Origin of the sequence: Erythrobacter dokdonensis DSW-74 (assembly GCF_001677335.1) — a bacterium.
Taxonomy (GTDB): Bacteria; Pseudomonadota; Alphaproteobacteria; order Sphingomonadales; family Sphingomonadaceae; genus Erythrobacter; species Erythrobacter dokdonensis.
The window spans coordinates 65833-82960 of record NZ_LZYB01000001.1 but is presented as its reverse complement, the minus strand read 5'-3'; the positions used below and the strand labels follow the sequence as shown (position 1 = coordinate 82960).

Sequence of the window (17128 nt, the reverse complement as noted above, 5' to 3'; positions counted from 1 at the left end):
GTGAAGGCCATCTTTTCCATCTATGACCGGGCGACTGCTGCGATATCCGGCCCACGGATGTTCAGCCTGACACTGCTGCTCACCCGGATCGCGCTGGCCGGCGTGTTCTGGCGCTCGGGCCGGACCAAGGTCGAAGAAGGCACCTGGCTTTCGATCAGCGACACAACCTATTATCTGTTTGCCGATGAATATGCCGGCGTCCCGTTGCCGAGCGATCTGGCGGCAGTGCTGGCGACCGTATCGGAGCACCTGTTCCCGATCCTGCTGGTGCTTGGCCTGTTCACGCGGATGTCGGCATTGGCGCTGCTGGGGATGACGTTGGTGATCCAGTTTTTCGTCTATCCCGAAGCCTGGTGGCCGGTGCATTCGCTCTGGGCGGCACTGGCGCTGATACTGATCATCCGCGGAGGGGGGATTTTCTCGCTGGACGCTGCCATGCTGAAAATGCGCGCGCAATGAGAGCGGACGAAGCCTCGCTCGCCCGGTTGATGGCGATGTCGCAAAAGGGCGACCGGCAGGCCTATGCCACGCTGCTGGCCGAATGCCAGCGCTGGCTGCGCCGATATTTCGCGCGCCGGATCGCCCCTTCGCAGCTCGACGATCTGGTGCAGGAGACGCTGATGGCGCTGCACAACAAGCTGGCGACATGGGATCCTTCGCGACCATTCCTGCCCTGGCTGGCAGCAATCGCGCGCTATCGCTGGGTCGATCACCTGCGGCGCCTCTACCGTGCGGATGAATGCGAGCTGGAAGAGGAAATCATCGGCAACGATGATGAGCCCGCCATCACCGCCCGGATCAGCATCGACCGGCTGCTGGGCACCTTGCCCGAACCGCAGGCGCGCGCGATATCGCTGGTGAAGATCGAGGGACTTAGCATCGCGCAAGCCTCGCAGAAGACCGGGCAAAGCGAATCCCTCGTCAAAGTGAACATCCACCGCGGCCTGAAGAAGCTGGCCGCCATGGTCGAGAAAGCATGATAGAATGACCTCCCCTGCAAATGATCTGATCGCCGAACTTGTTGGCAACCTCGAACCGGTGAAGCCGCTGAGCTTCACACGGGGACTGGGCTATACGCTTGCGGCCGCCGGCGTTTCGGCAGCCGGGATCGCGGTGACCATGGGTGTGCGCCCCGATCTGTTCGCAGGCAAGGTCGATCCGGTCTTCCTGCTTTCCGCCGGCCTGTTTCTGGTGCTCGGCATAGCGGCAGCGGCAACCGTGATCGTCATGAGCCGGCCGCAGGTCGGCAATGATCATGGCGGCTGGGTGTGGGCGGCAGCGATGGCGGGACTGCTCCCGGTGGCCGCGCTGATCGTCGCCATGGCGGGGGCCAGCGATCCCTTGTCGCGCGCCAGCATCGCCCATGGCCTCGACTGCCTGACCATCGGCGGCGCTGCATCCTTGCTGGTCTTTACGGTGCTCGTCGCCTGGCTGCGCAAGGGCGCGCCAACTTCGCCCGAACGCGCCGGACTGTTGAGCGGCATCGCAGCCGGAAGCCTGGGCATCTTCGCCTTCTCGCTTCATTGTGCGGACAACGACATCGTTCATATCGGGCTGTGGCACAGTGCTGTGGTGGTGATTGCCGCAGCCATTGGACGCAGCCTGGTGCCGCGACTGGTCCGCTGGTAGGCCGCGGCCGGATCACGCCTGGCCCGCAATTCCGGAAGATCGCGCTATTTCATGCGGATTTATGGTAGCGGAGGAGGGACTCGAACCCCCGACACGCGGATTATGATTCCGCTGCTCTAACCGGCTGAGCTACTCCGCCCCATGGGCATCCGGCGGCATGGGCGAGCCGGATTCGGCGCCGGGTGTTCCCTGCGCGAGGCGCGCATTTAGGGCGCGCTCCGGCGCTGGTCAACCATTCTCGCAGCCGGTGCATCAAAGTTTCTCGCGCCCGCGAAAGGCAAAGCTCCGGACCTTCTGCCACGGGCCGCCCTGATAGAGATGCAGGTCCAGTGCGGGGAAGGAAAAGGGACCCTTCGCGATCCACGGCGCCAGCACCCCTGGAAGACTGGCCTGGAGCGCGCGGGCCTCTTGCTTCGTCACCTTGTTCTGGATGGTGATGTGCGGGCGCGGTTCGTGCAGGTCCTGGCTCGTCAGGCTGCCGTGGAAGTGCTCGGCGATGATCGCGCGCAAGCTGAGGAGCTGCGGCGCGTGGAGCGCGATCGCGGTACCCTTGCCCAGATCCATCACGCCTTTCACCGCCCCCTGCGGCGGAGCGAACCCGGCCACCACCCGCGGCAAATAGCGCGCCAGTTCCTCCATCAGCGAGGGCGCGAAGGCGTGGAACAAGGTGACATGCGCGTGGAGATGGTTCTTCTCGGGCGGATAATGGGCGCGGCGCAGGCCCTCGGCAAATCCCGCGAGGTCGGGCGGCAAGACAGCGGTGAGGATGAAAGGCTGCGGCATATTTGTCTGGTCGCGCGGCCTAACCGCAAACCGGTTCCCCCTTTTGCTGGCCGCGCTCCGTAGGCCTACATCTCGCCCCGCTCGCGGCGGATCGCATACCATTTGGCGACGTTGGCGTTATGCTCTTCCAGTGTCTCGGCAAACCAGTGACCGCCCGTTCCGTCAGCGACCATGAACAGGGCGCTGGTTTTCTCCGGATTGAGCACCGCGGCAATGCTTTCGCGCCCGGGATTGGTGATCGGGCCTTCGGGTAGGCCGACACGGGTGTAGGTGTTGTAGCCGTTGACTGCGGCGATTTCGGACTGCTTGATGCGGCGGCCCAAGGGCTTGCCCTTGGTGATCGGGTAGATGATCGTCGGATCGGCCTGCAACAGCATGCCTTGGCGGACGCGGTTGGAATAGAGCCCGGCGACCATCCGGCGTTCTTCGGGCTTGCCGGTCTCCTTCTCGACGATCGAGGCAAGGATCAGCGCATCGCGCATGGTGTCAACCGCGATGCCGGGGCCGCGCTTGGCCCATTCCTCGGCCAGCGCCTTGTCCATCGCCGCCTGCATCCGCTCGACCAGCGCCTTGCGGCTTTGCCCGCGTTCGAAATCATAGGTGTCGGGCAGGATCGAGCCTTCGGGCGGCACGTCGATGTCGCCGGTCAGCAATTCCTCGGCCATCAGCCGTTCCCACACGAGGATCGAGGGCATGCCTTCGGGCACGGTGACGAAGCGGCGGATGACGTCGCCCGACTGGAAGGCGGCGAGGATGTCGCCCTGGCTCATGTCGGGGGTGAGCAGGAACTCGCCCGCCTGAATGGGCGCGTCGCTGCCGAAGATGCGCGCCTGAAGCACAAAGCCGGAGGCCGAGGAGATCAGCCCCTCGGACTCGAGCTTGTCGGCCACCGCGCTGACCGAAGCGCCCGCGGGGATGGTGAAGCTGGTGTCCTTTGCAATCGTGGCCGAGCCCATCAGGCTCCACGCCAACACCAGCCCGGCAAGCGCCAGCGCGACCAGCCCGAGAACGGCAAGACGCGCTCGGCTCACCGGATCAGTCGACCTTCTGCATGATCAGCGAGGCATTGGTGCCGCCGAAGCCGAAGGAGTTATTGAGCACCGCGCGCACTTCGCGCTTGCGCGCCTTAAGGGGCACAAGGTCGATGCCTTCGGTCCCATCGTCGGGATCATGCAGGTTGAGCGTCGGCGGCACGATCCCGTCGCGCATCGCGAGGATGCAGAAGATCGCCTCGACCGCGCCCGCGCCGCCCAGCAAGTGGCCGATCGCGCTCTTGGTCGAGGACATGGATGCACCCGACAGACCCTCGCCCAGGACGCGCTTGATCGCGGCGAGTTCGATGGTGTCGGCCATGGTCGAAGTGCCGTGGGCGTTGATGTAGTCGATATCGCCCGGTCCGAGACCGGCCTTGCGCATTGCCATGCGCATCGCCAGTTCCGCGCCCTTGCCTTCGGGGTGCGGGGCGGTGACGTGATAGGCGTCGCCCGACAACCCGTAGCCGGTGACTTCGGCATAGATCTTTGCGCCGCGTGCCTTGGCCCGCTCGTATTCTTCAAGCACCACCACGCCCGCGCCCTCGCCCATCACGAATCCGTCGCGATTGCGGTCATAGGGACGGCTGGCCTCGGTCGGGCGGTCGTTCATGCTCATGTTGAGCGCGCGCGCCTGGGCGAAACCGGCGATCCCCAGCGGGTTGATCGTGCTTTCCGATCCGCCCGCCAGCATCACGTCGGCATCGTCCATCGCGATCATCCGCGCAGCATCACCGATCGAATGGGCGCCGGTCGAGCAGGCCGTCACCACGGCGTGATTCGGGCCCATGAAGCCGTACTTGATCTGCACCTGTCCGGTGATGAGGTTGATCAGGCGGCCATGAACGAAGTGCGGTGAAACCCGGCCGGGGCCGCGTTCGTGCAGGTTGACGCTCTCGATCTCGATGCCCGGCAGGCCGCCGATACCGGAGCCGATCGAACAGCCGGTACGCTCCTTCTCGGCCTGCGTCATCTCGGTCAGGCCGGCATCTTCCAGCGCCTGGCCTGCGGCATCGATGCCGTAGACGATGAAGGGATCGACCTGCCGCTGGATCTTGTGATCCACGCGCTTGTCAGGGTCGAAGCCCCAGGGGTGATCCTTACCCTTCACCTCGCAGGCGATGGTGCATTTCTGGTTCGAGGCATCGAAGCGGGTGATCTGGCCCGCCCCACTCTCGCCAGCGATCAGGTTAGCCCAGGTCGTCTCGACATCGCCCCCGAGCGGGGTGACGAGGCCAAGTCCGGTAACAACCACACGGCGCATTCGCATTCTCCAAAACGCGCAACAGGCTCAACCCGTGAGGGCTGAGCCTGTCGGAGTCCCGCACTGCCTTCCGACGCTATGCGAACAGGAAGAACGGCCCTTAGACAAGCTCAGGGCGAACGGGAGAGGCGGGCTGTCAGCCCTTGTGTTCTTCGATGTACTTGGTGGCATCGCCGACCGTGGTGATCTTTTCGGCCGCATCGTCGGGGATTTCGACGCCGAATTCCTCTTCGAAAGCCATCACCAGCTCGACGATGTCGAGGCTGTCGGCACCGAGATCATCGATGAAGCTGGCATCCTGAGTGACCTTGTCGGCCTCGACGCCGAGATGCTCGACGACAATCTTTGCCACCCGATCGGCAGTATCGCTCATGGTATTCCCTCTTGAACTGGGGTTAGGAAAACTCGCCTTGGCCCTAATGAACGGCGCAGGCAAGCGCAAGTGGGCTTGAGAAGCGCTGCCCACAGCGGCGCGCGCCCCGCAAGGCCCGGTGAAACGTCAGACTCAGGCGCCTTCCTTCTTCGGCGGTTCGACCACACGCAGCGCCAGTTCACGCAACTGGCGCGGCTCCGGCGCGCTGGGAGCCCCCATCAGCAGATCCTCGGCGCGCTGGTTCATCGGGAACAGCGTGATCTCGCGCAGGTTCTTGGCCCCGCACAGCAGCATCACGATCCGGTCGACGCCCGCGGCCATGCCCCCGTGCGGCGGCGCGCCGTACTGGAAGGCGCGGTACATGCCGCCGAAGCGTTCTTCCACATCCGCCTTGGAAAGGCCCACGATCTCGAATGCCTTGACCATGGTTTCGGGCATGTGGTTCCGGATCGAACCGCTGGCGATCTCATAGCCGTTGCAGACCAGATCGTACTGGAACGCCTTGATGGTGAGCGGATCCTGCCCCTCCAGCGCCTCGATCCCGCCCTGCGGCATCGAGAAGGGATTGTGCGAGAAGTCGACCTTCTTCTCGTCCTCGTCATATTCGTAGAACGGGAAGTCGACGATCCAGCACAGCGCGAAACGGCTTTCATCGATGAGGCCAAGCTCCTCGCCGATACGGATGCGCGCGGCACCGGCCAGCTTGGCGGCGTCGGCTGCCTTGCCCGCGGCGAAGAACAGTCCGTCATTCTCGCCAAGGCCGAGCTCGGCGTAGAGTTCCGCCATGCGCTCCGGCCCGTGGTTCTTGGCGATCGGCCCGCCGAACTCCCCGCCCTTGCGGGTCACATAGCCGAGGCCCGCATAGCCTTCCTTGCGCGCCCAGTCGTTCATGTCGTCGAAGAACTTGCGGCTCTTCTCGTGGGTCGCGGGCGCGGGGATGACGCGCACGACGCCGCCCGAGCCGACGATCTTCTCGAACAGGCCGAAGCCCGACTGGGTGAAGTGCGCGGACACATCCGAGATAATCAGCGGGTTGCGCAGATCGGGCTTGTCGGAGCCGTATTTCAGCATCGCCTCGTCATAGGGGATGCGCGGGAATTCGCCTGCCGGGGTCACAGCCTTGTCGCCCGCGAAGGCGGCGAAGGTGCCCTGGATCACCGGCTCCATGGTTTCCCACACTTCTTCCTGGGTGACGAAGCTCATTTCCAGATCGAGCTGGTAGAACTCGCCCGGCAGACGGTCGGCGCGCGGGTCCTCGTCGCGGAAGCAGGGGGCGATCTGGAAATAGCGGTCGAAACCGGCGACCATCAGCAGCTGCTTGTACTGCTGCGGCGCCTGCGGCAGCGCATAGAACTTGCCGGTGTGGATACGGCTCGGCACGAGGAAGTCGCGCGCGCCTTCGGGGCTGGAGGCGGTGAGGATCGGGGTCGAAAACTCGTTGAACCCCGCCGCCGCCATGCGCGCCCGCATGTCGGCAATCACCGCCACGCGGGTCATGATGTTCTTGTGCAGCGTCTCGCGCCGCAGATCGAGGAAGCGGTACTTGAGGCGGATGTCCTCGGGGTAAGGCTGTTCGTCCGCCACCGGCATTGGCAGCTCTTCCGCCGCGCTCTGCACCGTCACGCCGCGCGCGAAGACCTCGATCTCGCCGGTGGAAAGGTTCTCATTGACCGTCTCGGCCACGCGCGCTTTCACCTCGCCTTCGATGGTAATGACGCTTTCGACCCGCAGGCCTTCCAGCACGGGCAGCGCCGGGCTGTCGGTATCGGCAACGATCTGGGTAATGCCGTAATGATCGCGCAGATCGACGAACAGCACGCCGCCATGGTCGCGCTTCCTGTGGATCCAGCCCGACAGGCGGACGGTCTCGCCGACATTGGCGGAAGAAAGCTGTGCGCAAGTATGCGTGCGGTAGGGGTGCATCTAAACTCTTGTCCTGTTCGCGGCTATGACGCTAGGGCGCGCTGGCGCGTGGCCGGAAGCTCTTGCTCCGTCGTCGGCGCGCTAACAGGGCAAGCCTAGCACTTTGTCAAGCCACGCTTGGTAGGGAGGCAGGCGCAAACTGGGTTAAAACCCGAGGGCGGCACTCCGCCTGCTAGCAATGAAAAGCAGATATGAAAATCCACGACCTGATCACCACCACCGAGGCTCTCTCCGACCTCTGCTCCCGTCTCGCCCAGTCCGAATTCGTCGCGGTCGACACCGAATTCATGCGCGAGAACACCTATTGGCCCGAACTGTGCCTGGTCCAGATCGCCAACACGCAAGAAGCGGCCGCGATCGATCCGCTGGCCGACGGGATCGACCTTGCCCCGCTGCTCGACCTGCTGACCAATAACGAGGACGTGCTCAAGGTCTTCCACGCCGGCGGGCAGGATGTCGAGATCATCGTCAACATGACGGGCAAGACCCCCCACCCCATCTTCGACACACAGATCGCGATGATGGCGATCAGCCAGTCCGAACAGATCGGCTATGCCAACCTCGTCGAGACGTGGATAGGCCTCACCATCGACAAGGGCGCGCGCTTCACCGACTGGAGCCGCCGTCCGCTGACCGACCGGCAGATCGAATATGCGATCGGTGACGTCACCCACCTCGCCACCATCTTTCCGCGTATCCTCAAGAAACTGATCAAGACCGGGCGCGGGGTGTGGCTCGATGCCGAGATGGAAAAGCTCGCAGACCCCGCCAACTACATCACCGACCCCGGCCTGGCATGGAAACGCATCCGCCAGCCGGGGCGCAATCCGCAGGTGCTCGGACGGATGAAGGCATTGGCCGCATGGCGCGAAAGCGAAGCGCAGCACAAGAACATTCCGCGCGGGCGCATCATGCGCGACGAGACGCTGGCCGACATCGCCTCGCACCCTCCGAAACAGCAGGCCGATCTGGCAAAGGTGCGCGGGCTTTCCGCGGCGTGGAAGGACAATGATATCGGCAAACGGCTGATGAAGGTGCTGGCCGAGGCCGAGCCGCTGTCCAAGGACGAAATGCCGGACAAGGCCGGTCGCGGCGCCCCGCTGGGCAAGGAAGGCGCGCTGGTGGCCGACCTGCTCAAGCTGCTGCTGAAGATCCGCGCCCGCGAGATCGACGTCGCCGCGCGCCTGCTGACCCGCGCCGAGGAGATGGAAGCGCTCGCCGCCGGGATGCGCGATCTGCCGGTGCTGCAGGGCTGGCGGTATGAAGTCTTCGGCAAGGATGCGCTCGATCTGGTCGAGGGCAAGCTCGCCTTCGCGGTCGAGAAGGGGCGATTGAAGATGACCCATATCGACGATGTCATGGCGCCCCAAGCCGATCCACTGGCGGCAGAGTGACGGCGGTACGTGAGCACTTACCTTCCCACTATCAAGCAGCTGCAATATCTGGTGGCGCTGTACGAGCACGGTCATTTCGGCCGGGCAGCCGATGCCAGTTTCGTGTCGCAATCGACGCTGTCGGCGGGCATCCGCGAGCTGGAATCGCTGCTGGGTGTGACGCTGGTCGAGCGCTCGCGCCGGGTAGTGCGCTTTACCGCGCTGGGCGAGCAGGTGGTGGCCAAGGCCAACCGGCTCCTGCGCGAGGCCGAGGAACTGGCCGATCTGGTACAGGCCGCAGGCAAGCCGCTGGTGGGCGAATTGCGCATGAGCGTGATCCCCACCATCGCTCCCTTCCTGCTTCCGCGCCTGCTGCCCCGGCTGAAGCGCGAACGGCCGGAACTCAAACTGATGCTGCGCGAGGAGACCAGCCAGGACGCGCTCGAATCGCTCCATCACGGGCGGGTCGATTGCGTGTTGCTGGCGCTGCCCTTCGACACCGGCGATGCAGCGATCGAACATATTGCCGATGATCGCCTGTTCGTCGCCTTTCCCAAGGACGACCCGCGCGATCCCCCCGCCACGATCAAGCCCGACATGATCGATACCGGTCGCCTGCTGCTGCTGGAGGACGGCCATTGCCTGCGCGACCATGCGCTGGCTGCCTGCAGCCGCTCGGAATTGCGCACCAGCGCGGCGATGATCGGCACGAGCCTGCACACGCTGGTGCAACTGGTAGACAATGACCTGGGCCTCACCATGCTGCCCGAAATGGCGCTGGAGGCGGGGATCCTGAACGGCACCGAGGTGGTTGCAAGGCCGGTCGACAGCCCCACCGCCAAGCGCGAGATCGTGCTCGCATGGCGGCGCAATTCCCCGCGCGAGGCGGATTTCAGGCTGCTGGCCGAGGAACTCAGGGCGGGTTGAAAACGCCGCTGCGACTGCGCGCGGTCACTCCGGAACCGCTTCGGCGGCGACCTCGTCCGCAAGCTCGCCCGCAGGCACGCCTTCGCCCCGATCGAGCCGGTAGTCGGCCATCGGGCCCTCGATATCGGTAACGATGTCGCGCGCGCAGCCGGGAAGCTCGGAACCGCGACACAGGCCGAGGCCGCCGGTGACATAGGAATCGAACTCGCGATCGAAATTCTTGCGGACGAGCGTCACCGAGTAGATCGTCGACCCGGCTGCTTCCTCTGCTCCGTCGATCGTCAGCAGCATCAGCTTCCAGCCCTCGTCGATATTCTCGGCGACCGACAGCGCAGGCCGTTGCAGGATTTCCTGGCGGACTTCATGGGCGAGCAGGGGCGCGGCGACGTAATTAAGATTTCATCAAGCCCGGCATGGCAATTTGGACCTTGGCGGGGAGTTTTGCGATGTTGATCACACTGCCCAAACGACGGCCCAAACGTGTGCGTGTCATGCTGCACGGCACCGTCGAGTTAGCCGCCGGTACGCAACCGGTGCGGATTCGCGACGTGTCGAAGAATGGCCTGCTGGTCGAAATGACGAACCCCGCTTCCGAGGGCGAGGCGGTGGTCGTGGTGTGGGAAGTGCACCGGTTCGAAGGCACGATAGCCTGGCAAAAGGATTCGTGGGTCGGCGTGAAGCTCTCGCAGGAACTGGCGCCGCGGATCTGGGACGCCTTCAGCGAGATGTCCCTGCGGGTCGGCGCGCCGCGCAATTACCGCCACGATGCCATCGCCGAAGACGATCCGATGGTGGAAGTGACACCGCGTCGCATCCGCCTGCGGGGCCTGCACCCCTGACCGGCCCTGTTCTGCGGCGGAGCCTTCAGAACTCCGAGAGGGCAAGGCTGATTGCCAGCCCCGCACCGATCATGGCCCCCACCCGCTTTGCACGCGCACCGATCCACGGTTTGCTGCGCCGGCTGGTCGCGGCAGCGTGTTGTTCGACCGCCAGCCGCATGAACTCTCCGGTCTGGCGCTCCTCCATCGCATCGACGAGATAGCGCACATCGGCGGCCAGTATTTCGGCCTGCTCGATCAGGGCCGCGGCGCGTTCATGATCGCCCTCGCGCAGCGCGACGCTCGCGTCGCGGCGCAGCCTGCCCGCATGGGTCACCAGATGCCTTACGAATTGCCCTGAATCGGGCGCAACGTTCAATCCCATGGGCAAACCATAGCGCAATTTCCGGCGCTTGTCCTGCACTCAATCCATATGTTTGAGACCTACGCGCAGGTAATCCCATCCGGTGATGCAGGTCAGCACGGCCGCGGCCCACAGGCTCGCCAAGCCCACCACGTGAACCCAGCTTTCGGCAAAGGTCTTGCACATGTCACCGACCGACTGGCACGGCGGCCCGTGCACCGCCCCGCCGAGAATCAGCGCGCCCAGCGCCACCAGTTGCAGCGTCGTCTTCCACTTGGCGAGCTTGGTCACCGGCACCGAAACCTGGATCCCGCCGAGAAATTCGCGCAGGCCCGACACCGTGATCTCGCGCACCAGAATCACCAGCCCCGCAATCACATGCATGTCGCCCACATATGGCCCGCGCAGGAAACCCTGTGCGGTCAGCACGAGGATCACGGCGGCGACCATGATCTTGTCGGCAATCGGATCAAGGAAGATGCCGAGCTTCGAGACGGCACCCTGCGCGCGCGCCAGATAGCCGTCGAAAAAGTCGGTGATGGCGATGATGCAATAAAGCCCGAAGCCGACCAGATAGCCCAGCCGCCATTCCGGCCACCACAGGAAGAAGGCCAGCAGCGGCACCGCGAAGATGCGCGACAGGGTGAGGATGTTGGGCAGGTTCAGCATCGCTTCCCGACCCTCTAGCGCGGCCGGACGCTGCGCAAAAGCCCATGCGCGCCGCCCATGCACGGCGGCATAAGGTTCGCGCGGGGCTTGTGCGCAAGCGCCTTGGCGCTATGTCCCGGCAATCGCACAGGGAAGCAGCAGTACACCGAGAGCATGACCACCTCGACAAACCTCATGCGCCAGCGGCGCTTCCTGCCGCTGTTCCTGACCCAGCTGCTCAATGCGCTGAACGACAATCTCTACAAGAACGCGATGGTGCTGTTCATCGTGTACCAGGTCTACGATTCGCCCGAGATGGAGACCCTGATCAGCGGCATCGCCACCGCGCTGTTCGTGCTGCCTTTCGTGCTGTTTTCGGCGACCTCGGGCCAGCTTGCCGACATGCGCGACAAGACCAGGATCATCCGCTGGATCAAGTTTGCCGAGATCATCATCATGTCGGTCGGTGCAACCGGGCTGCTGCTGGCCGCGCGCGGGGTTTCGGTCGATAGCCTTGCCATCCCGCTGATGTTCACTGCCCTGTTCGCGATGGGCGTGCATTCGACCTTCTTCGGCCCGATCAAATACGCAATCCTGCCGCAGCACCTGCACAAGGACGAAGTGCTGGCCGGCACCGGCCTCGTCGAGGCAGGCACCTATGTCGCAATCCTCGTCGGCATGATGCTGGGCGGGGCCATGCCGATCATGTGGAGCATCGTTGCGGTGATCGTGATTGCGCTGGTGGGCTATGCCACCTGCCGCTGGGTGCCGCCGGCCCCTGCACAGACCGACGAGACACAGGTCGACTGGAACCCGGTGCGCGCGTCGAAATCGCTCGTCGCCTTTTCGATGGGCAATCCAGAGCTGCGCTATTCGGTGCTGGCAATTTCCTATTTCTGGACGATTGCCGCGATCCTTTCGGTGCAGTTCATCCCGCTCGCCAAGAACGTTCTGCTGGCCGACAAGCAGGTTGCAGCGGTCATGCTGGTGGCCTTTTCTGCCGGGATCGCGATCGGATCGGTGTCGATCAATGCGCTGCTGAAAGGCGATATCTCGGCGCGCTATTCAGCGGCCTCGGTGCTGGCGCTTGGCGCCTTTCTGGTGACCTTCTACCTGCTTTGCCGGATCTGGAACCTGACCCCGGCGGGCGAATTGTTCACCGTCGGCGAATTCCTCGTCCAGCCGCTGGCGTTGGCGCTGTTGGCCAACCTCGTCCTGATCGCGGTGGCGGGCGGCATGTTCGTGGTGCCGCTCTATGCCTTTCTCACCACCAAGGTCGACAAGTCGGAAGCCTCGCGGTCGGTCGCGGCCAACAACCTGATTTCCTCGATCTTCATGGTGATCGGTGCCGGCGTTGCGGGCGGGCTGGGCTTTCTAGGTATCCCGCTGCAGGAACAATTGCTGGCAAGCCTGTTCCTGTGCCTGCTCTCGGCGCAGCTTGCACGCAAGCTCCACGCGCTCGAGGTGCCTGCCGGCGAGGCGTTCAGATGATGAAAACGAGGATCGCCGCGGTCGCCGCCACGTAGACGCTGGCAAAGCCGCGCACATCGGCCAGCGTCAGGCGCCACAGGTCTTCGGCCGGGATCGGGATCAGGTCGCGCTTTACATGCGGCGGCAGCAAAGCCCGGAACGGATGGCGGGCGCTCTCTTCGGTGAGAACAAGGCTACGGCGACGCTGGTAACCGCCGCGCGGGTGGGCAATGAGGTCGCTGACAGGGGGTTCGCGAGTCATGGCTGCGGTTTAACATTTTCTTAACCTTTGGAAACGCCCCTTGCGCAACCTGTCACAGCTTGGGACAGGCCTTCCACGCCTGTGAATTGGTGGCGGTTTGCGCGCTCCCCCGCGCGGATGTAGAGCCGGATCGGACAAGAGGGGAGTTTGACACGTGCCTGATAGCTTCAGGAGCGCTGCAGCGCTGCTGGTCGATTGCCTTGCCGAACAGGGCGCGACGCGCATTTTCACCGTGCCCGGAGAGAGCTTCCTGGCGGTGCTTGATGCGCTGCCCGACCGGCCTGAAATCGACGTCGTCACCTGCCGCCAGGAAGGCGGCGCGGCCTTCATGGCCTGCGCCGACGGGGCGATGAACGCCGCAGGTTCGGGGCGCCCGGGTATCGCCTTCGTCACGCGCGGGCCGGGGGCTACCAATGCCGCGATCGGCGTGCATGTGGCGCATCAGGATTCGCAACCGATGATCCTGTTCGTGGGCGATGTCGCGCGCACGGCGCAGGGCCGCGAGGGGTTCCAGGAGGTCGATTTCACCGCCTTCTTCGCACCCGTTTGCAAATGGGCCGCACGGATCGACGATCCGCTGCGCATCCCCGAATACATCGCCCGCGCCCATGCGACAGCGATCAACGGGCGCCCCGGCCCGGTCGTGCTCGCCCTGCCCGAAGACATGCTGGTGGAGCAGGTTCCCGCCAGCCTCGCCCCGCGCCCCTTCGTCACGCGTACCGCACAGGCCGCCTGCCCCGATGCGATGCAGGCGTTGCTGGGTCTGATCGCCGATGCCGCAAGCCCCATTGCGATCATCGGCGGCGCGGGCTGGAACGCCAAGGCACGCGAATATTTCCAGCAGTTCGCCGAGAGGATCGGCCTGCCCGTGGCGACCGCTTTTCGCCGCCAGGACGCGATTGCGCCCGCCTCGCCGGTCTATGCCGGAAACCTTGGATATGGCCCCAATCCCAAGCTGGTCGAGCGGGTCAGACAAGCCGATCTGGTCATCGCGGTCGGCGCGCGGCTGGGCGAGGCGACGACCGATGGTTACGCCGTGCCGACCCTCGAACACCCCGGCCAGACCCTTGTCCACATCCACCCTGACCCGGAAGAGCTGGGCCGTGTCTACCGCACCGATCTGGCACTGTGCTGTTCGGTCGACGAATTCGCCGAAGCGGCCGCTCTGTGGGAAGATACCGACATCATCCCCTTCGATGCGGGGGCACAGGCCCATGCCGAATGGCTGGAATGGTCAACCCCGCAGCCTTCGGAGGCGGGCATCGACCTTGGCGCGTGTGTCGCGGCGATGCGCGAGAGCCTGCCTGCCGACACCATCATCTGCAACGGGGCAGGCAATTTTGCGGGCTGGTGGCACCGTTACTGGCGTTACGAGGCCTATCCCGGACAGCTAGCACCCACCTGCGGCGCGATGGGCTATGGCGTCCCCGCCGCTGTCGCCGCCGCCTTGCGCTATCCGGAGCGTACCGTTGTCGCCGTGGCAGGTGACGGGGATTTCCTGATGAACGGACAGGAACTGGCAACCGCCGCGCAATATGGCGCAAGCCTGATCGTGGTGGTGGTGGACAACGGCGCCTACGGCACGATCCGGATGCATCAGGAGCGCGAGTATCCGGGACGTGTCTCGGCCACGGCGCTGGCCAATCCCGACTTTGCGGCGCTCGGTGCAGCCTACGGGGCGTGGAGCGCCCGGGTGGAGACAACGGGCGAATTCATCGCCGCGCTGGACGAGGCCAGGGGCCGCACGGGGCTGCGGCTGATCCATGCGCTGACCGATCTGGAACGTATCGCGGCAAGCGGTGCGACGATCAGCGGGCTGCGGGCGAGAGCCAAACCGGCAGGGTGATGTGACGGGGTGGTTGCGTGGCTCCAGAGGCCTCTCGACCCTGCCCAGACCCCCGCCAGCCCCCCGCCAGACCCCTGCTTGCGCGGCGTTTCACGTGAAACAGCGGCTATCCCTGCGCCATTTCGCAGATGACGCGCCATTCTTCCGGCGTGACCCCGCATACCGACAGGCGCGACTGGCGGATCAGTTGCATCTCGGCCAGCCGCGGCTCGGCCTTGATCGCCGTAAGCGTCACGGGATGGACGAATTTCTCCTTAGGCTTGACCTTCACCGCCGCCCACTTGCCGGTCTCGTCGGTGGGATCGGTGATACCCGCGACGCTGATGGTGCAGATACCAACGATTTCAAGCCCTTCGCGCGAGTGGTAGAAGAACGCCTCGTCCCCCACCTGCATCGCGGCGAGGTTGTTCCTCGCCTGATAATTGCGCACCCCGTCCCAGGTGCCCTCGCCCTCGGCCACGAGATCGTCCCAGCTATATTTGAACGGTTCGGACTTCATCAGCCAGTAGCTCGGCGCGGGACGGGTCATGGGACGCTTGCTCCTTGCAGGTTCGACATAATCGCACCTGTCGATAGCCCGCCGGCTCGGCCACGCTCAAGCCCCGCTGTGGCCCAAGTCCCGATTAACCCGATATTTATCCCGTCCTGCGAGACTTTGCGTGATTTGGGGAAAGAGAAAACAAGAGTCGCCCGCTCGCCCGCCCCATGACGCAAGCAGGAATGACGGCCTTGATAGATCAGGAAGACGACAACCCACTGCAGGCCGCCGAGCGCGATTTCGTGGCGCTGGGGATTGCAGCTGCGGCCATACTGCTGATGCTTGCAACGGGCGGCATAGTATTGCCCGACGCAATCCGGTCGTTGTTCGGCGCGGGGCATGCGCCCGACCACCTGCTGGCAAGCGCGCTGTTGCTCAACATCGCCCTGACCGTGTTCGGCTGGCGGCGCTACCGCGAGTTGACCAGCGAGATTGCTGAACGCCGCCGCGCGGAAGATCAGGCGCGGCTGCTGGCAGCAACCGATCCGCTGACGCAATGCCTCAATCGTCGCAGCATGATCGAGGCGACCGAAGACCTGCGCAAGCGGGCCGCGCAACGCGGCGAAGCGATCGCATATTGCATGATCGATCTCGATCATTTCAAACAGATCAATGACATGTATGGTCATGGCTGTGGCGATGAGGTGCTGATCAGCCTGTGCCAGAAGATCCGCACCCTGCTGCCGCGCGAGGCGCGTCTGGCGCGACTTGGGGGTGATGAATTCGCTTTCGTGATGCCCTACCCCGTCGGCCATTTCGAAGTGATCGACGATCTCGTCATCCGGCTGTTCGCCACAGTGGCCGAGCCCATGCAGTTGCGCGAGTTCACTGTTGAAATGACCGTCTCGGTCGGGCTTTCGACCGATCACGACGCGGACGGAACGCCCGGCACCGTGGTCGACGCCGGAGTGTTGATGCACCGTGCGGACATGGCGCTCTACCATGCCAAGAAGCAGGGACGAAACCGCCATTTCTGGTTCGAATCCAGTATGGAAAACGAGCTGCGCTTCCGTAACCAGCTCGAATCGGGCATCCGGCGCGGGCTCGCCCAGCAGGAATTCGTTCCCTATTACGAACAACAGATCGACATCGACACCGGCCAGTTGGTCGGTTTCGAGATGCTGGCACGCTGGCATTCCGAACAGCTCGGGCTTGTCAGCCCCGAAATCTTCATTCCCATCGCCGAGGAAATGGGACTGATCAGCCAGCTTTCCGAACAGCTCATGGACCGCGCCTTCATGGATGCGCGCGAGTGGGATGACGATCTTACACTCGCGATCAACATCTCGCCCGTGCAGCTGCGTGATCCCTGGTTTGCCCAGCGCCTGCTCAAGCGGCTGATAGAGACCAACTTCCCGCCACGAAGGCTGGAGATCGAGATAACCGAAAGCTGCCTGCACGAGAATATCGGACTGGTGCGATCGATGATCATTTCCTTGCGAAATCAGGGCGTGCAGGTCAGCCTGGACGACTTCGGCACAGGCTATTCGAGCCTCGAACAGCTGCGCAACCTGCCCTTCGACCGCATCAAGATCGACCGCAGCTTTGTCAGGGAATTGCGCGAGCCCGGGACCCGTTCGCGCCTCATCGATGCAATCGTGGCCTTGGGTCGCGAACTTGAACTGCCGCTTACCGCGGAGGGTGTGGAAAGCGAGGAAATCCTCACTGAACTGCGATCAATGGGCCAGATCAAGGCGCAGGGCTATGTCTATGGCAAGCCCGAAAGTGCGCAGAAAGTGCGCGAACGGCTTGCAACGCAAGGCAGGCTCGCGCGGGTCACGCCCGATGTCGCAGAGCCGCACAATCAACAACCGGGGATACCGCGCGCGGCCAGCTCCTGACCCGCCAGCACTGGACGCGCGCGCCGCGCATGCATAGA

General features: G+C 64.2%; 19 protein-coding genes and 1 tRNA gene. 9 read left to right on the top strand and 11 right to left on the bottom strand.

The annotated features are described in order from the left end of the window. From I603_RS00445 to I603_RS00435, 3 genes are read left to right on the top strand one after another with little or no spacing between them, the layout of a single operon-like run. On the top strand, window positions 1-459 hold the full coding sequence (locus I603_RS00445) for a DoxX family protein (RefSeq protein ID WP_068861862.1): 459 nt from the start codon (window positions 1-3) through the stop codon (window positions 457-459). After that, window positions 456-980: a sigma-70 family RNA polymerase sigma factor gene (locus I603_RS00440; protein ID WP_068861861.1), complete on the top strand. Its 525-nt coding sequence runs from the start codon at window positions 456-458 to the stop codon at window positions 978-980. Before I603_RS00445 ends, I603_RS00440 begins: the two co-directional genes overlap by 4 nt. A gap of 4 nt (window positions 981-984) precedes the next feature. Beyond that, window positions 985-1629, top strand: coding sequence for an NrsF family protein (locus I603_RS00435; protein ID WP_068861860.1), 645 nt, complete (start codon window positions 985-987; stop codon window positions 1627-1629). 62 nt (window positions 1630-1691) lie between these two features. On the opposite strand, the gene I603_RS00430 is transcribed toward I603_RS00435, so the two are convergent. The 6 genes from I603_RS00430 to aspS all read right to left on the bottom strand — a co-directional run bounded on the left by I603_RS00430 (window position 1692) and on the right by aspS (window position 7003). Further along, window positions 1692-1768 (bottom strand) — tRNA-Met (locus I603_RS00430). Window positions 1769-1881: 113 nt separating this feature from the next. Then, window positions 1882-2412, bottom strand: coding sequence for a 2'-5' RNA ligase family protein (locus I603_RS00425; protein WP_068861859.1), 531 nt, complete (start codon window positions 2410-2412; stop codon window positions 1882-1884). Window positions 2413-2477: 65 nt separating this feature from the next. Further along, window positions 2478-3443 (bottom strand): endolytic transglycosylase MltG, encoded by a 966-nt coding sequence (gene mltG, locus I603_RS00420; RefSeq protein WP_068861858.1) that lies wholly within the window; start codon window positions 3441-3443, stop codon window positions 2478-2480. A gap of 4 nt (window positions 3444-3447) precedes the next feature. Beyond that, window positions 3448-4707 (bottom strand): beta-ketoacyl-ACP synthase II, encoded by a 1260-nt coding sequence (gene fabF / locus I603_RS00415; protein WP_068861857.1) that lies wholly within the window; start codon window positions 4705-4707, stop codon window positions 3448-3450. A gap of 136 nt (window positions 4708-4843) precedes the next feature. Further along, window positions 4844-5080: an acyl carrier protein gene (locus tag I603_RS00410; protein WP_017666217.1), complete on the bottom strand. Its 237-nt coding sequence runs from the start codon at window positions 5078-5080 to the stop codon at window positions 4844-4846. A 132-nt stretch (window positions 5081-5212) separates the two neighbouring features. Continuing rightward, window positions 5213-7003: an aspartate--tRNA ligase gene (gene aspS / locus I603_RS00405; RefSeq protein ID WP_068861856.1), complete on the bottom strand. Its 1791-nt coding sequence runs from the start codon at window positions 7001-7003 to the stop codon at window positions 5213-5215. 191 nt (window positions 7004-7194) lie between these two features. On the opposite strand from aspS, the gene rnd reads away from it, so the two are divergent. Both rnd and I603_RS00395 read left to right on the top strand, forming a co-directional pair. Then, window positions 7195-8397, top strand: coding sequence for a ribonuclease D (gene rnd / locus I603_RS00400; protein WP_068861855.1), 1203 nt, complete (start codon window positions 7195-7197; stop codon window positions 8395-8397). A 9-nt stretch (window positions 8398-8406) separates the two neighbouring features. Next, window positions 8407-9303: a hydrogen peroxide-inducible genes activator gene (locus I603_RS00395; protein WP_068861854.1), complete on the top strand. Its 897-nt coding sequence runs from the start codon at window positions 8407-8409 to the stop codon at window positions 9301-9303. Window positions 9304-9327: 24 nt separating this feature from the next. Here I603_RS00395 and I603_RS00390 read toward each other — a convergent pair whose 3' ends face one another. Next, entirely contained in the window at window positions 9328-9594 is a 267-nt protein-coding gene (locus tag I603_RS00390; RefSeq protein WP_068861853.1) for a hypothetical protein, read from the bottom strand. Window positions 9595-9749: 155 nt separating this feature from the next. On the opposite strand from I603_RS00390, the gene I603_RS00385 reads away from it, so the two are divergent. Next, on the top strand, window positions 9750-10142 hold the full coding sequence (locus I603_RS00385; protein WP_158093652.1) for a PilZ domain-containing protein: 393 nt from the start codon (window positions 9750-9752) through the stop codon (window positions 10140-10142). A gap of 25 nt (window positions 10143-10167) precedes the next feature. Here I603_RS00385 and I603_RS00380 read toward each other — a convergent pair whose 3' ends face one another. Further along, window positions 10168-10506 (bottom strand): hypothetical protein, encoded by a 339-nt coding sequence (locus I603_RS00380; RefSeq protein ID WP_068861851.1) that lies wholly within the window; start codon window positions 10504-10506, stop codon window positions 10168-10170. Between the two features lie 39 nt (window positions 10507-10545). Beyond that, window positions 10546-11154: a CDP-diacylglycerol--glycerol-3-phosphate 3-phosphatidyltransferase gene (gene pgsA, locus I603_RS00375; RefSeq protein ID WP_068861850.1), complete on the bottom strand. Its 609-nt coding sequence runs from the start codon at window positions 11152-11154 to the stop codon at window positions 10546-10548. 153 nt (window positions 11155-11307) lie between these two features. Here pgsA and I603_RS00370 point away from each other — a divergent pair, with 153 nt between their 5' ends. Next, window positions 11308-12624, top strand: a complete 1317-nt coding sequence (locus I603_RS00370; protein ID WP_068861849.1) for an MFS transporter — start codon at window positions 11308-11310, stop codon at window positions 12622-12624. On the opposite strand, the gene I603_RS00365 is transcribed toward I603_RS00370, so the two are convergent. After that, window positions 12617-12865 (bottom strand): hypothetical protein, encoded by a 249-nt coding sequence (locus I603_RS00365; RefSeq protein ID WP_068861848.1) that lies wholly within the window; start codon window positions 12863-12865, stop codon window positions 12617-12619. The two genes, I603_RS00370 and I603_RS00365, sit on opposite strands and share 8 nt — an antisense overlap. 154 nt (window positions 12866-13019) lie before the next feature. Between I603_RS00365 and I603_RS00360 the strand changes: the two genes are divergently transcribed. Then, window positions 13020-14711, top strand: a complete 1692-nt coding sequence (locus I603_RS00360) for a thiamine pyrophosphate-binding protein (RefSeq protein ID WP_068861847.1) — start codon at window positions 13020-13022, stop codon at window positions 14709-14711. 106 nt (window positions 14712-14817) lie between these two features. On the opposite strand, the gene I603_RS00355 is transcribed toward I603_RS00360, so the two are convergent. After that, window positions 14818-15240: an EVE domain-containing protein gene (locus tag I603_RS00355; RefSeq protein ID WP_068861846.1), complete on the bottom strand. Its 423-nt coding sequence runs from the start codon at window positions 15238-15240 to the stop codon at window positions 14818-14820. A gap of 191 nt (window positions 15241-15431) precedes the next feature. On the opposite strand from I603_RS00355, the gene I603_RS00350 reads away from it, so the two are divergent. Continuing rightward, window positions 15432-17090, top strand: a complete 1659-nt coding sequence (locus tag I603_RS00350; RefSeq protein ID WP_068861845.1) for a putative bifunctional diguanylate cyclase/phosphodiesterase — start codon at window positions 15432-15434, stop codon at window positions 17088-17090. The last annotated feature ends 38 nt before the right edge of the window (window positions 17091-17128 follow it).

Bases quoted from the DNA above. Each gene is read 5' to 3' on its own strand.
- I603_RS00370 (WP_068861849.1), top strand. From the start codon at position 11,308: ATGACCACCTCGACAAACCTCATGCGCCAGCGGCGCTTCCTGCCGCTG.
- rnd (WP_068861855.1), top strand. From the start codon at position 7,195: ATGAAAATCCACGACCTGATCACCACCACCGAGGCTCTCTCCGACCTC.
- I603_RS00380 (WP_068861851.1), bottom strand. From the start codon at position 10,506: ATGGGATTGAACGTTGCGCCCGATTCAGGGCAATTCGTAAGGCATCTG.
- I603_RS00365 (WP_068861848.1), bottom strand. From the start codon at position 12,865: ATGACTCGCGAACCCCCTGTCAGCGACCTCATTGCCCACCCGCGCGGC.
- I603_RS00435 (WP_068861860.1), top strand. From the start codon at position 985: ATGACCTCCCCTGCAAATGATCTGATCGCCGAACTTGTTGGCAACCTC.
- I603_RS00350 (WP_068861845.1), top strand. From the start codon at position 15,432: ATGACGGCCTTGATAGATCAGGAAGACGACAACCCACTGCAGGCCGCC.
- I603_RS00410 (WP_017666217.1), bottom strand. From the start codon at position 5,080: ATGAGCGATACTGCCGATCGGGTGGCAAAGATTGTCGTCGAGCATCTC.
- pgsA (WP_068861850.1), bottom strand. From the start codon at position 11,154: ATGCTGAACCTGCCCAACATCCTCACCCTGTCGCGCATCTTCGCGGTG.
- aspS (WP_068861856.1), bottom strand. From the start codon at position 7,003: ATGCACCCCTACCGCACGCATACTTGCGCACAGCTTTCTTCCGCCAAT.
- fabF (WP_068861857.1), bottom strand. From the start codon at position 4,707: ATGCGCCGTGTGGTTGTTACCGGACTTGGCCTCGTCACCCCGCTCGGG.
- I603_RS00425 (WP_068861859.1), bottom strand. From the start codon at position 2,412: ATGCCGCAGCCTTTCATCCTCACCGCTGTCTTGCCGCCCGACCTCGCG.
- I603_RS00440 (WP_068861861.1), top strand. From the start codon at position 456: ATGAGAGCGGACGAAGCCTCGCTCGCCCGGTTGATGGCGATGTCGCAA.
- I603_RS00385 (WP_158093652.1), top strand. From the start codon at position 9,750: ATGTTGATCACACTGCCCAAACGACGGCCCAAACGTGTGCGTGTCATG.
- I603_RS00390 (WP_068861853.1), bottom strand. From the start codon at position 9,594: ATGCTGCTGACGATCGACGGAGCAGAGGAAGCAGCCGGGTCGACGATC.
- I603_RS00355 (WP_068861846.1), bottom strand. From the start codon at position 15,240: ATGACCCGTCCCGCGCCGAGCTACTGGCTGATGAAGTCCGAACCGTTC.